The organism is Varibaculum cambriense DSM 15806 (assembly GCF_000420065.1).
In the GTDB taxonomy this organism is placed as follows: domain Bacteria; phylum Actinomycetota; class Actinomycetes; order Actinomycetales; family Actinomycetaceae; genus Varibaculum; species Varibaculum cambriense.
Genome location: NZ_ATUF01000002.1, coordinates 752,246 through 766,893, shown reverse-complemented (window position 1 = coordinate 766,893; position 14,648 = coordinate 752,246). Strand labels below are relative to the sequence as shown.

Below are 14,648 nucleotides of genomic sequence, written 5' to 3'. Positions count from 1 at the left end.
CGTCCTTGACCCGTCCTAGTGCCCAGGAAGAGGTAGGCGAGAATGGAAAGAACGCAGCCATTTGGGAGCCCACCAATTAGCTTTTCCGCAGATAGCCATAATCGCCGGTACTAGTCCCATGCGTACCAAAGTAGCGTCTAGGGCGACTGCCACCGCCAAAGTAAATCCGATCTGTTTTATGGCTTGGATACCTCCGGTGGTAAAACCGAGAAAAACCACTAGCAGAATTAGAGCTGCGGAAGTAATAGTTGAGGCCGAATGGGTGAGCCCGTCGCGAACTGCCCGCTTATTATCTGCGGTTTCATCCCAGATTTCTTTCACCCTCGAGACTAGGAACATTTCATAATCCATTGACAGGCCAAAACCGAAACAAAACACGATCGCCACTACATAAGATTCCACTGCGCCCAAGGAAGTGAATCCAAGTAATTTCTCTCCGTGACCATATTGGAAAACCCATACGGCTACCCCTAAGGAAGACATTAGGGAAACCATGTTTAATATCAAGGCTTGCAGTGGTAGCAACAACGCTCCGGTCATCAGGAACAACATTAAGTAAGTAGTGATGGCAACTACCGCAAACACGTAAGAAGCGTATTCGTAAAGGGTATCTTGGAAATCGGTTTGTAGTGCAGCTTCACCGGTGACCCAAATTTTAAAGGGGGCAGGTAACTGGCGTACCTCTTGCATTTCCTGTTTCACTTGCGCGGCAAAGGCATCTTTTTCCTTTGTGTACACATCCAGAGCCGCGTATTGTTGGCCATCGATTTTCAGGTCTTCGGCGGGCCGAATTCGTTTCACGTGGGATAGTGGTTCTACTTTTTCTTCTGCCCAAGTTTGCAATTTTTGCGGGGTGGTTTTGGCTACCAGACGGATTTGCGGGTTAGTCGAATCGGGGAAGCGTTCCCACATATCCCATAATGCCCCGATTTGCGGGATTGACCGCGGCATCGATTCTACCGCGGAGGAACGCATTTGCATCTGGTAGAGCGGAAGGGACATCACCACTAACACTAGGGTTACCACTACTAGCACCGGCCAGGGACGGCGAGTAACGAAAGTTGATACGGCGCGAAAAACGGGAGAGGGATCGTCTTCGGAGCGCTCACGGGAACGACGCAGTAAATGGCGGCGTATCCAGTTCATCCAATGGGAAAACCTGGAGGGAGAAGCCAGGCTCGGTCCGAACAGCATCATGAGGGCAGGCAAAAAAGTCATATTAGAAATCATCGCCAGCATGGTTACTAACACCCCGCCGATGCCCATCAGACGCAGTAATGGTAGCGGGAAGATGCATAGCCCCAGGATCGCGAGGGAGACAATAAGAGCCGAAAAGAAAACCGTGGCGCCGGCAGTGTCCATAGTTTTATCTAGGGCCTCAAGATAGGGTTTGCGGGCACGCAGGAGTTGGGTGCGGTAATCCTTACGAGTGGCGACACCAATTTTTCTGTCACCTTCGCGCCGTGAAGCAACCAATAATTGCAGGAAGCGAGGGTAAAAAATTAAGGTATCTTCCTGGCCATGAATACCACGTTTATGCAGTTCATGACGGTAACGGGACACGATTAGTAATCCGTAGTCAATCGATAGCCCCAGCCCGAGGAAAGAAACAATATTTACTACGAATGATTCCACAGTGATCAGATAAGTCAGTGCCAGGATCAGCATTAAGGTGATTCCAATGGCAGCCCCGGCTCCCATTAACGGCAGCAAGGCAGCTAACATTCCCCCGAAAACTATGGTCATGATCAGCAGAGAAATTGGAATTGAAATTCCTTCTCCACGTAACATATCGGCTTTGACTTGCCCATTGGCAGCATTTTGTAAACCGATGTTATCTACTACATTAACGGTGGCAGTAACGTTAGAACCTGAAAAATAATCAGGTATTTCCTCTAAAATCCGGGCTACCTGGTCGCGGGCATCTGGGTCAACCTGGTCATAGCCACTGGCAGTTAACTGTACGTTGATCAGGAAAGTTTTTCCGTCCTCGGCAATCAGCTGCTGGAGTTCACTGGACTGGATAGTTTTCCAAGCGGGGGGTAGCTGACTGCTGAAAGCTTTTTTAACCTCCCTTTCGGCGCGCTGTTTTGCTTTCTCTAATTGCTGGCCGCTAGCTCCCTTAGCTCTAGCGACATGCTCTGCCTGGGTTTTGCCCTGCGCTAATGCCTGCATTAATGCTTGGTCGATTTGTTCTTGAGCTTTTTTCCCGGCGGGTAGCTGGGGGTCAAAGGCGATAAAGGGATCTGCAATCTGTTTTACCTTACTTACCTGCAACAGATCCGCGTGTACTGGGCGGAGCATTTTTGCAATCTGATCGGCATGTTTTTCTAAATCTGGTATTTCAACTACTGCCGTTACCGGATAGGTATCGCCGTGGGCTTGTTCATACAGCTTCTTGCCCATGGTTGATTCCGAAGCGGGGCTGGCTGGCTGGGGGGTAATTAGCCTTTCAAATAGCGGTTTTCCCCCCAGACCCGAAAATACCGCGACGATGGCGAGAGTTACGGTTAGCAACCAGATGGTCACGATGAAGCCCGGGTGTTTTCCCCACCAAAAGTGCTTCATCCGTTTCATGCTTTCAATTGTGCTGGTTCTGGCGTCCGAGTGCAGCCAAATCAGGTAAAGATTTTAGAGCGGACCCAATTTAACTCTGTTACTGCAGGTGAGGTACTGGTTCATCTGGATAATTGATACTTTGATAGCTGGGAAAAGTAACAATCTAGGTGGCATTATTGGTAGCAAGCTGTGGGAACTGGGGATAAAGCGAGGCTTTTAGGAAGTAAAATCTTCAAGCCAGGAAGCGGAAGGCATCCGAAAATCGCTACCTCCCTGTTTTTTAATCTGCTCTATTAGGGAATCACTATCTTTTGCTACCCGCTTCAAACTGGCAGAAACCTTACTAGTAGCGGGAGTACCTCTCTCCAGTTTCCAGTATTTTTGGCGAGTTTTCAGAGCCTCGTGATTGCAGTAAACCAGTAGTTGAGCAGCCTGGACTAAGACATCGGTGGATTCGGGTTCCGCACTGGTTTTTAACATCACTGCAGCTAGGTTGTAGTTCACTTGGCAGCCAGCCAATACGGCTTGGGGTTCGGTCATCTTGGTTTCTAGAACGAATGGCATTTTCTTACTAGCACGGGAAAGATACTTGTTAGCATTTTGCAGGTCCCCGGCATTTAGATAGGTGGTTCCCAAGTTGTAGTTAACTAGCCACCGATCGGCTAGCAGGCGGGAGTCGGCTTGGCGTAGACGCAGATCTTGCGCCAAGGAAGGATCCCCCTGGCGGTCTGCATATACCGCCTGTTGTTCTAGTAGCCAACTTTGGGTTTGCAGCCCGGAAATAACTAGCAGGCAGAGCACAGTTAACGTTACGGGTACTATCCAAAATCGGGATCTACGAGGAGGCTTGATAATCAGGTTCTGGCGAGTATTTAAAGCGTGGACGTGGAGCTCACTGCGGTAGCTAATCTGGGAGAGCGCGGCCGTTAGCGCGGCAGTGTCGCTGGGGGAGGCCGGGGTGCGCCCTTGCCTAGGAGTTTGTCCTAGGAATTGTCCGGGATGGGATAACGCCGAAATCAGGGCAGCCAGTTCTGGCCAGTCTGTAGCTAGCAGCTGTTGCGGGTGATAGTTTCCCCAACCGGCGGTTCGGTAATACTGTTCGCTTAGATTTTTTAAAATTTTGCCGAGGACGACTTGGCGAGCGGTAGCATCTAGAGCCACGTATCGAGGATCAGCTCCCAGACCAACCAGCCGCTGACGGTAAGCAGCCAGTAGCCGGTATAAATTCTCGTGGCGACGCGCACTAAAAGTCAGGATGGGGGAGCGGGAGGAACCTTGGTAAAAAACCATGGTCCATACCACCAGCAGCGTGGCCACCACTATCAAGGCGGCCGCACCTACCAGTGCCATAAAGGAATGCTCCATTAGGGGCTGAATAGGGAAGTTGGCGGTTGAATATGGGAGCATAGACCCCTTCCAATACCTTATTGATTTAGTGGTGGCTGCGGATTTGGCTGCGGTAGATTGCTGGGCGGATAGGGATAATTTGGGGACGACATTTTTCTCCCTACTCTCTTAGCAAATAGTTAAGTAAACTTCTAATATAAAGCTACCAGTGCCTTCAAGTTTAGAGTCGCGCCCTGGTTCAGGCAATAATAGTCAATGGCTGGCACTGAAAACACGCCCTAAAATTCCTGTTTATTAATACCAGCATCTTTAGGTCGGTTTCTAGAGACTTATTACTAGTAAGCATCGGGGGAAGAAACCTGATTTTATGGTTTCCAATAAACCCCGATGTCTAGCTTTTAGAACAGTTCTTCTCCACAGTTAGCGGGCTTAATCTACAATTACAACCGAGAATAAATAACAGGAGGTAGCGTCATGACCTATCGGGAGCAGCCGGTGCCCAGTGACCACGAGCTGGAAGCTCTGCTGGCTGATACCCGCGCTCTGCTTGCCGAAAAAGCCCGCTGGGAAAACGACCAGATAAATCGCGACTTAGACGTGTTATTGCATCGGGTACGCGGGGCAAAGCGGGTCTCGTACTCCCAGGTACTGCGTCAGCGGGGTCAAAGATGGCAACAAAATCTGGAAAATACTGCTGCGCTCTCGGAACACGAAAAGTCCCCTCATTTAGACTCGGGGCCGGCCTCTTGGATAGATAAAGACGAAGATCCAGATAAGCTGGCTAATCAGTTAGCTCGCTCAGAGGCAGCGATCAGAGAACAATCCCTCGTCGGGGAAAACGAAGATTTAGATAGCCCAGAAGATATCCTGGAATCTGTTGACGGGGAGATTCTTCCAGATTCCGATAATAATTTTTAATCACTATCTAGGAGGCAGGCAAGGATGCTAGTACTAACCCGCAGACGCGGAGAAGAGATCGTGATCGGGGATCAGGTCGTGATTAAAGTGGTGGAGTCGCATAAGGACTCGGTGAGACTGGGAATTAGTGCCCCCAAGGATTTAACTATTCGCCGCGGCGAGTTGCTAGAACAACCGGATCGGGAACGCCTGGGATTAGAAGGACCGGGACCTGGATCTAAGCCGGCCACGCCGGAAAAATAGGTTTTTATCTTCTCCGCTGCCAGGTACCATTCCTATTAGCTGGACTTAGAGTGCGCGCGGAACCGCCGCCGAGTACGCTAAAAATAAGTTATCCACTAGTAAAATAAGTGGATAAATATTGGTCTTTCAAAAGCCAAAACTATAAGGAGTAACTGTGCGAATTGGAGTTCCCAAAGAGCCCACGCCAGGCCAAACCTTGGTCGCCGCCACTCCGGATACGGTAAAGAAACTCATCAAACTGGGCTATCAAGTCCTAGTCGAGAGAGGGGCGGGAGAAAAAGCCGCCTATCTTGATGAGCAGTATTCGCAGGCCGGAGCGGAGATCGTGGATACCCAGGCCGCCTGGCAGGCCGATATCGTAACCGTCCTGGATACACCCCCCACCGACTACCTGAATTTGGTCAAACCCGGCGCGCTCTTAATAGCCCGGATGGCACCAGGCCGCCACCCTGAGACAGTAGATGCACTGGTAGAGCGGGGTATTACTGGGTTCGCGATGGATACGGTTCCGCGAATTTCGCGGGCACAATCTATGGATGTGCTCTCTTCCATGTCCAACGTTTCCGGATATCGCGCGGTTATCGAGGCGGCAGAAAGTTTCGGTCGCCTCTTTACCGGTCAGGTAACCGCCGCCGGAAAAATCCCGCCTGCCAAGGTCTATGTGATCGGCGTGGGAGTAGCCGGCCTCGCTGCTATTGGTACCGCCAACTCGATGGGAGCCCAGGTCAGCGCCACGGACGTGCGCAGTGAAACTGCCGAGCAAGCAGAATCGGTAGGGGCGACTTTTGTGCCCATTCCGATTGCGCAAGAAAAATCCGATGATGGTTACGCCAAAGAAATGAGCGCGGATCAAGCCGATGCGGCCACCAAGCTTTACACCGAGCAGGCCGCCGCGAATGACATCGTAATCACCACCGCGAATATTCCCGGTCGCCGCTCGCCACTGCTGATTACTAAAGAGGCAGTAGCGGCCATGGCTCCCGGTTCAGTCATCGTGGATATGGCGGCAGCTGGCGGCGGTAACTGCGAATTGACCCGTCCCGGCGAAAAAGTGGTTACCGAAAACGGGGTGACCATAATTGGTTACACCGACCTGGCCGGCAGGCTACCGGGACAGTCATCACAGCTGTATGGACAAAATATTGTTAACCTGCTTAAGCTGATCACTCCGGAAAAAGACGGCAACTACGTCCTCGATATGAAAGACGAAGTAGTCCGGGGAATTACGATCGCCAAGGACGGGGAAAATATGTTCCCCCCGCCTCCAATCAAGGTGCATGCCGCTCCCGCCCCGGAGAAAACCGAGTCGGTTGCTGACGCCGCCGAGACTGCCCGTAAAAAGGCTGAAGAAGAGGCCTCTAAGAAGCGTAAACGTCTCTTGTGGGCAACGGTAGGGATAGTTTTGGGGCTGGCTCTGATTGCCGCCACCCCCAAGCCGCTGATCCCCTACTACTTCATTTTGATGCTGGCGATTGTAGTGGGCTTCTATGTGATTACCTCCGTTACTCACTCGCTGCACACTCCGCTAATGAGTGAAACTAACGCCATTTCCGGAATTATTTTGGTGGGCGCCATATTGCAGGTAGGCAGCGCTAACCCACTGGTGTCCGCGCTGAGCTTCCTGGCAATTCTGGTGGCCTCGATTAATATTTTCGGCGGTTTCTCGGTCACGCACCGGATGCTGACCATGTTCCGGGGGGAGGAGAAGTAAGAAATGAGTAACGTGCTATTTGCGGTAACCCCCACCCTGGTTGCCAGTGCTTCTAAAGGCGAATTTTTGATTAGCAGAGGGCAAAGCATTGCCTACCTGATTGCGGCGCTGCTGTTCATTTTGGCGCTCGCGGGTCTGTCAAAAAATGAGACCGCCCTGCGCGGAAACCGTTTCGGGGCAATCGGAATGTTGGTGGCAGTGGTCGCTACTATCGCGGTGGCGCTACATAACGCGGGAGCCCCCGGCTATCAATCAACCTTGGTAACTGCGCTTTTAATAGCGGTCGCGATGATTGCGGGCGCGATTATCGGGCTGTGGCGTGCCAAAACTATTCCTATGACCGGCATGCCGGAGCTGGTAGCCATGCTGCACTCCTTTGTAGGTTTAGCAGCGGTGCTGGTGGGCTATAACACCTTCATTCACATGCCCTCCGAATTTAAAAAAGCTGGCGCTGATGCGGCCACCGCGATTAATCCCGCCACGGTAGGGTTCCATCTAGGGGAAGTAGGAGTAGGGATATTTATTGGTGCGGTTACCCTCACCGGTTCTATCGTCGCCTACCTGAAACTATCGGGAAAGATTAAGGGTGCGCCCCTGACTTTGCCGGGACGCAATTGGCTGAACGCCATCGCCATTATCGTGTCTATCATGCTCATTGTAGTGATGGTGCGCGGCTCGCACCTGAGCGCTACCACCATGACCTTGACTTGGATGCAGTGGGTAGCCATTATCGTGATGACCATCATCGCCCTAGTACTGGGACTACACCTGGTGGCCGCGATCGGAGGCGGCGATATGCCGGTAGTGGTTTCCATGCTTAACTCTTACTCCGGTTGGGCAGCGGCTGCCGCGGGCTTCATGTTGGGTAACAATATGCTGATCATCGCGGGTGCCCTGGTGGGCTCTTCTGGTGCTTATCTGTCCTACATCATGTGCAAAGCCATGAACCGCTCGTTTGTCTCCGTGATTTTGGGAGGCTTCGGTTCTGACGGGGGACCGGCGAAGGGGGCAGACACCGATTACGGCGACTACACCGAAACCAGTGCGGCCGAGGTCGCGCAGGTGCTCAAGGACGCTTCCAGCGTGATTATCACCCCCGGTTACGGGATGGCGCAGGCACAAGCCCAGTTCCCGGTAGCGGATCTAACTGCCAAACTGCGTGAAGCGGGAGTAAATGTGCGTTTCGGGATCCACCCGGTAGCGGGCCGGATGCCCGGACATATGAACGTACTGCTGGCAGAGGCCAAAGTACCCTATGACGTGGTGCTAGAGATGGATGAGATTAACGACGACTTCCCTGATACTGACGTGGTGTTGGTGATCGGGGCAAACGATACCGTTAATCCCGACGCCACCAAGCCGGGTAGCCCGATTGCGGGAATGCCGGTGCTGGAAGTGTGGAAGGCACGCCAAGTAGTGGTGTTTAAGCGGTCGATGAATCCGGGTTATGCCGGGGTACAAAATCCGCTGTTCTTTAACGACAACACCGATATGCTCTTTGGCGATGCGAAAGCCTCGGTAGAAGAGATCGTGCGTAACCTCTAGCGCGCTTCCTAAAATAGGGTTTCCGTACCGAAAGTCAGGGGCGGGGTCGAAGTAGGCTCTTTCTATTTCGACCCCGCCCCGTGTTCACATTTGCAGGTGTTAGCGGGTTAATCCCCCCTAGGATTAACCGGCAAACCCCAAAATTAGGAGACAGAATTCTTTTGCAGGGGGATGTTCTTCCCGGTTAGCTTAAATTTGAGGTGATCGTCTTTAATTTCCACTGCGCTCAGCTGCAGATTGGCGGGCAACCCCGTTATCGGGATATTGATCGAGGGTAAAAAATCCGGCAGCTTCAACCTTGCCTGCAGGTAGCGTGGCAATTCAGTTTGCAGAGCAGTGGGTTTGATTACCAGGGTGGGGGTTAAACCATCTGCCCCGCCATCAAGGGCAAGCTGTCCCGTAGCTAGGATCTCTTGCCCCCACTTTTGGGCAGCAAAACTTAGCTTCCCGCCTTCCAGTTTTACTTTTACCCCCGGAGCCTTCGCCGCCACTAGCTGAGTGAAGGTTTCTTGGCTGAGCTTGCCCTCGGCGTTTAACTGCCCGATTTTTTCGATATTTAGCCGTCCGGCGGTCAGATCCAGCTGATTGAGCTGGGCACGGACGTCAGTTATCGGGATGGCACCGCCCTCAGCGGCAATATCTAGGCGGGGAATGTTAACCTCCACCTGATTGATATCACCGGCCACCAGGGAAGTTAGAAAGGGCAGGTCATTAACTTTAACGTTGGCATTTTCGGCGCCCCGTTTCTCGAGCGCCTGAGTCCCCTCGTTTTCTGCCCACCAGCAAGTCACCCGATCCAGCACTCCGAGGAGGAGCGCGAGGACGGCTACTACTATTAAAAATCGCTTCAGACTTCGCACTCGTTCAGTATAGGGTGCGCAGCATAATTCCTACGCACCCCCGCTAAAACCCCTAAGCAGACAGTCTGGCTGCCGCGCGGAGAGACGAAAAACTACTTGTCGATTTCTTGCTGCAGCGGTCCCAGGAGTTCCCGCTTGGGGTTAGCTCCTAGAATGCCGCGAGTAATCTCGCCCTGGTTGAACACCATAAACATGGGGATGGAGTTAATCCCGTATTTGGCGGCCAGCTGGGGGTTCTCGTCAATATTTACTTTGACGACTTTAGCTTTCCCGGCCACCTCGGCGGCCACCTCGTCTACTATCGGACCCATTTGGCGGCAAGGGCCACACCAGGGCGCCCAAAAATCTACCAAAACCGGGGTTTCTGCTTTCAATACTTCCTGGTCAAAATTATTTTCAGTTACTTCTAAAGGTTTAGTCATCTCGTATTTTCCTCTCTATATATGGTAAAAAGCAGTTCTTAGTCGGCTAGGGAACGCTCGGCATCCAGGGCAGCTCGGCATCCCGAACCCGCGGCAGTAATCGCTTGGCGATAAGTGTGATCCACTAGGTCCCCGCAGGCGAAAACTCCTTTCAGATTAGTGGCGGTTTCCGGTTCATTAACCCGCACGTATCCGGCCTCATCCAAATCCACTTGGCCGGTTACTAGCTGCGAGCGCGGTTCGTGACCGATCGCTACGAACACTCCGGTGGCATCCAAAGTGCTTTCTTTACCGTCTACCGTTGACTGTAAAGTAAGCGATTCCACTTTACTTTCCCCATTAATTTGGGCAACAGTACTGTTCCAAGCAAAATCAATCTTGGGGTTCGCCTCAGCGCGTTCGGCCATAATCTGGGAGGCACGCAACTGGTCGCGGCGGTGAATCACCGTCACTTTCTTGGCGAACTTGGTTAAGAACAGCGCCTCTTCCATGGCGGAGTCCCCGCCCCCCACTACTGCCAAGTGCTGGTCTTTGAAGAAGAAACCATCACAGGTGGCGCAATAGGAAACGCCGCGTCCGGACAGTTCCGCTTCTCCAGGCACGTTTAGTTTGCGGTATTCCGAACCCATCGCCAAAATGACGCGGCGAGCCCGGTACTGTCCCTCCGAGGTGACCACCTGTTTTTCTTCCCCAGTTAAGGAAAGCTCCAGGGCGTCCTCGTAAAGAATTTCGCACCCGAAACGCTCGGCTTGCGCAAGCATATTTGCCATTAGATCCGGGCCTTGAATCCCCTCGGGAAACCCAGGGAAATTTTCCACCTCGGTGGTGTTCATCAGGGCACCACCGGCAGTTACTTCCCCGGCGATTAATAGGGGGTTAAGCCCCGCGCGGGCAGTGTAGATCGCTGCCGTATAGCCGGCTGGTCCGGAACCGATAATGATAATGTCGCGTACCGACATGGAGCCTCCTAGATTAGGGTCTTAGCGCCGCTATTACTTAACTTATTTTCCCAGCTAAAAAGCATGTCATGCAACCAGTTAATGCGGTGAGCGAAACCGGGCAGGCAAGGCTCGCTAGGAAACCGAGATCTCAGAAATGGTTGCCCGGTTATTTCCCGTGTTATCAAGCGGAAGTTCGGGGAACCATAAGATCAGAGCCTGGGCATTAGCTTTCGGGTTAAGTTTGAGGTTAACGGTAGCGGAAAAAGTCCCATTGGCCAGGACTTTTCCATCACGGGGGAGTCCGGATTCCGGTAGAGAACGCACCTCGATTTTTCCGCCTTGCGCATTAGTTTTTAGCTTAATCTCAGAAACATTAGCCTGTTCCTTGAAAGTTATTACTACCCCAAAACCGCTACGGTCTCCTAGTTTCGGGTTGCGGAAGAATCGCGAGCGCCACCAGGTGTTCTCGTTGCCATCTATCATCCGGTCAGCTAGTTCAGGATGCTCGGTGTCATTGCCTTCCGCATCGATAGAAGCCACCCCGGCGATTTCCGCCGGTTTGGTCACCGGCGCTGGTTCCGAAGACGGCTTTTGGGTTTGGGTTTGCGAGGCGGACGGTTTGGCTACTGGTGGAGTGTGCCGTGGCCAAAGCGCTAAGACCATCACCGAAAGAACTAGCACTATCGCCATTCCGACCAGGCTAGAAACAATCAACCGGCGGCTAACGTTTACCGGCTCTAAATCTTTAGGGGATAGCTGGGAAATTCGGTCTTTCCGGCGCTGTTCCCGCTGCCGTTGCCGCTCAGCTTTGCGCGCAGATTTTTGTGCGTCCCTACTGATTTTTTCTGCTAATTTCGCTTTCTGTTTAGCTGCCTTTTTCGGATTCTTAGAAAACTTCGGTTTCTGGAGTGAAGATTGAATAGCAGTTTCCTCCGCATTCAGTCCCAGCTCTTCGGGTGTTTTCATTTTTGAATCTAGGGTAGCTAGCGTAGGTATTTGTCCCGCCGAGTCCCCCGGTTTACCTGATCCGAGGCGACCTAAGAAGTTTGGTGGTTGTGGGTGAGATCCTTGCCGAGCTTGCTGGGAACTCACCGCTTCGGGCACCCAGGCGCCATCCCCTGCTTTTTCCTCCTGGGGGTTAAGATCCATTTCTTGCATTTCGGTTAAGGGAATCGCTTGGGTCTTTTCCGATTCTTTATAGGGCTGCTTGCGATGTCCCGCGATTTTAGCTGCCGGAGGCAATACCGGTTTTATGGCGCGGGAAGAAGCAACAGCTTCCATAGCTAAAGTATTGTCCCGCGGCTTTTCTTCTAAATCCTTTTCTTCTGCATTATCGCTTTTATCATCCCGGGTGGCTAACCAGTTGGCTACCGGATCCAGTTCGCCCGTTCCCAGTTGCTCCCAGATGGCTTGGCAGAGACGAGGAGAAGGCATCGCCGCTCCCGCCAGGGCTACCGCATCTAAATCTACATCGTTGCCCTGATGGAAATCAGAGGGAGGGAGCAGTTTTTCTCCCGTATTTGCTTTCTGGAACTGGTCACGATCACCGCTAGTTAAGAAGTAGAGCAGTTCCAAAACTCGCTGTCCATCGCGGGTTTGCGCCGCGGTTAAATCAGCGGACGCATTTTGATCTGCTACGTCAAGGCGGATAATTACTTTTCCGGTAGGCGAGACCAAAATATGGGCGGGATCGATAGCCCCGTGCGCTAAACCTGCCTCATGAAGTTGCGACAATCCCGCGCTCACCTGCGAAATCAGAGAACGGATTATCGGTGCCGGCATCCCGGATCCTGCGACCTCGCTGAGCGATAGATCCGGGGTGGCCTGCAATAACACCGCATCGGCCGGATCAGAGCAAATCCAAATAATTTTCTGGAAACCTGGAGCCTCAACTTGCTGCAGACGGGCATAATATTCGCGGGTTTTCTCCCGTTTACCTTGCAGCACCAGCAGCTCGGCAGGTTTATTGGTTTGATCATTAACCGCCCAGGCATCCTTTTCGGGTAAAAAGTCGCCCGCTAGACGCTGGCTGAGAGTCAGCAAAGAAAAATTTTCCTGACCGGGGAAACGCAAGGTCATACCGGATTGCAGGTTAACGTATCCGTCGGCGTTATAGCTGATAGCTGTCACCTCGGGTTCAGGATGTTCACTGGCCACTTGATCCTCATCTTCCTTGCTTAGTTCATTTTGAGGCTGCAAATAGGTATCTTTTCCGGTTTCGCGGGTCTGCAATTGTGCTGCAACCTGGGTTTGTGTGTGTTCGCCCTCCCCCATGGTTGCGATACTAGGTTCATCTTCCCTAGAGTTTATCGCCTCTGGCGCGCTAATGCCCTCCTGGGACTGCGAGTTAGAGCTGTGCTGAGTTTCGCTGGGAACGTAAGTTAGTATTTGCGGTAAAGGACGCCCTTTGCGCAACCTGGCCCAGATGGGAGCTGCCAAAAGGGCAAGCGCGGGACAGCGCCAAACTAATAGCAGCCCCAGGTACACCAGGGTCATAACGACGGTTACTATCAATACTCGCGCCAAGGCCCCGGTCATATGTACCAGCGCTGGATCACTTTCGGCACCAGCTAGCGGCCCCCAGTAATGCATAATCAACCAACCCGCACAGCCGGATCCCAGAGTCGCGAGAGAAATAGTCAGCAGTGAACGCCCTAGTTCAGCAGTAAATTTCAAAGGCAGATGCTTGGTGTGTAAATGCCAAATCGTAAGTGCCGATCCCACCAGATAAGATAACTGCATACCGGCGGAGGCTCCCATTACCCAATATTTTACCGGTAGCAGCAGGACCGTTAACCCACAAACAATCAGGGTACAAATAGTCATGGGGATTTGTACCAGGAAAGTACTGCGAGCATCCGCAAAAGCCAAAATTAGTCGCTGCGAAAGGTTAAAGAATCCCAGGAAAGGAATCCCTAAAGCCATTACCGCCAACACTTGTGCAAATGCCTGCACCGAGGCGATAGGGGTAGTAGGCATGATGAACTGCATAATTGGCAGCGCTAAAACCACGATTAGTACCGCACAAAGGCAAGTGATTAAAGAAACCCCCTGCTGGGTGTTAAGGAACTGGGTACGCAGGCGAGAGAGCTGTCCGACGGCCACCATGGCGCTCATCGAGGTAAACATGGCGGTAACTACCGAGGTCACAATCATTGATTGCGGAATCATGTATACCGTGAAGGCGGTGTTATAGGCAGTGGTGGTGGCGATAGTTACCTGATGTTTGGAGGCGTAGCCGTTAGCGGCTGCCGCAATATTAGAAATCGCCAAAAAGCCCAGTTGGGCTACACATAAAGCCGAAAAAGCCCAGATGGCAGTGCGAGATACTTCCCCCAGGCCATAGCCACGGATACCCCAAACCGGACGCATTTTAAAACCGGTACGTCGCAAGGGAATCAGCAGAATTAATGCTTGCACCACGATTCCTAACGTGGAAATACCGGCCAATAAAACAACCGGTTCTCCGGTCCACACGCTGGGGTCTTTAGCCCAATCTGTTTCAGTGCCCAATACCTGCCAGAAAACAAAGATTCCCGCAATCCCTACCACGTTGTTTACTACTGGTGCCCACATATAAGGGCCGAAAGAACCTTTAGCGTTTAGGAATTGTCCCCACAGGGAATAAAGCCCATAGAAGAAAACCTGGGGCAAAGACCAATAAGAAAAAGTAATCGCGAGCTGTTTCCAGCCTGGATCCAGTTTCGCCGCAAATAAAGTAACGAACACCGGGGCGAGGGCTACGCACACCAAAGTGAGAATCAACAGCCCGGTAGTAAATAGGGTAAGCAAGCGATTAATAAACTCATCAGAGTTTTTTCGTTGCAGCGCCCGCACAATCTGGGGAACCAGTACCGCGGAAAGAATAGAGGAAGCTAGCAGATTGTAAATGATATTAGGAAGGCTATTAGCGGCCTGGAAGGCATCATTAGCCCCGATCGAACCAATGAGCGCAATTAGCAATGCCGCCCGCACAAAACCCAGCAGTCGGGAGACCATAGTTCCCGCTAGCATGATTCCCGAGGCACGAGCTACATTAATTTTCTTGATGCCCTTGATTTCCCGATCGGTTTTTTCTTCTTCGCTGCTCACTGCCTCCTCC

General features: G+C 52.2%; 10 protein-coding genes. 4 read left to right on the top strand and 6 right to left on the bottom strand.

Annotation, left to right across the window (positions count from 1 at the left end; translation table 11 throughout):
* Nucleotides 1-15: 15 nt before the first annotated feature.
* Together F605_RS09660 and F605_RS0103385 are read right to left on the bottom strand one after the other, a co-directional pair.
* Nucleotides 16-2,568 carry an MMPL family transporter gene (locus F605_RS09660; protein ID WP_162138269.1) on the bottom strand — a complete coding sequence of 851 codons (2,553 nt, stop codon included), beginning with the start codon at nt 2,566-2,568 and terminating at the stop codon, nt 16-18.
* Between the two features lie 207 nt (nt 2,569-2,775).
* Entirely contained in the window at nt 2,776-3,966 is a 1,191-nt protein-coding gene (locus F605_RS0103385; protein WP_022864506.1) for a hypothetical protein, read from the bottom strand.
* Between the two features lie 414 nt (nt 3,967-4,380).
* Between F605_RS0103385 and F605_RS0103380 the strand changes: the two genes are divergently transcribed.
* The 4 genes from F605_RS0103380 to pntB all read left to right on the top strand — a co-directional run bounded on the left by F605_RS0103380 (nt 4,381) and on the right by pntB (nt 8,323).
* Complete coding sequence (locus tag F605_RS0103380) at nt 4,381-4,824, top strand: hypothetical protein (protein WP_022864505.1); 444 nt, start codon at nt 4,381-4,383, stop codon at nt 4,822-4,824.
* A 24-nt stretch (nt 4,825-4,848) separates the two neighbouring features.
* The gene (locus tag F605_RS09655) at nt 4,849-5,067 is read left to right on the top strand and encodes a carbon storage regulator (protein ID WP_022864504.1); all 219 of its coding nucleotides are present in this window, start codon (nt 4,849-4,851) and stop codon (nt 5,065-5,067) included.
* A 154-nt stretch (nt 5,068-5,221) separates the two neighbouring features.
* Nucleotides 5,222-6,778: a Re/Si-specific NAD(P)(+) transhydrogenase subunit alpha gene (locus tag F605_RS0103370; protein ID WP_022864503.1), complete on the top strand. Its 1,557-nt coding sequence runs from the start codon at nt 5,222-5,224 to the stop codon at nt 6,776-6,778.
* A 3-nt stretch (nt 6,779-6,781) separates the two neighbouring features.
* A complete protein-coding gene (gene pntB / locus F605_RS0103365; protein WP_022864502.1) occupies nt 6,782-8,323 on the top strand; it encodes a Re/Si-specific NAD(P)(+) transhydrogenase subunit beta in 1,542 nt (513 codons plus the stop codon).
* A gap of 143 nt (nt 8,324-8,466) precedes the next feature.
* On the opposite strand, the gene F605_RS0103360 is transcribed toward pntB, so the two are convergent.
* The 4 genes from F605_RS0103360 to F605_RS10960 form a co-directional block, all read right to left on the bottom strand.
* Nucleotides 8,467-9,183: an LmeA family phospholipid-binding protein gene (locus F605_RS0103360; protein WP_022864501.1), complete on the bottom strand. Its 717-nt coding sequence runs from the start codon at nt 9,181-9,183 to the stop codon at nt 8,467-8,469.
* A 92-nt stretch (nt 9,184-9,275) separates the two neighbouring features.
* A complete protein-coding gene (trxA, locus tag F605_RS0103355; protein ID WP_022864500.1) occupies nt 9,276-9,605 on the bottom strand; it encodes a thioredoxin in 330 nt (109 codons plus the stop codon).
* A 38-nt stretch (nt 9,606-9,643) separates the two neighbouring features.
* Entirely contained in the window at nt 9,644-10,564 is a 921-nt protein-coding gene (gene trxB, locus F605_RS0103350) for a thioredoxin-disulfide reductase (RefSeq protein WP_022864499.1), read from the bottom strand.
* A gap of 114 nt (nt 10,565-10,678) precedes the next feature.
* Nucleotides 10,679-14,638, bottom strand: a complete 3,960-nt coding sequence (locus tag F605_RS10960; RefSeq protein ID WP_022864498.1) for a murein biosynthesis integral membrane protein MurJ — start codon at nt 14,636-14,638, stop codon at nt 10,679-10,681.
* Nucleotides 14,639-14,648 lie beyond the last annotated feature (10 nt).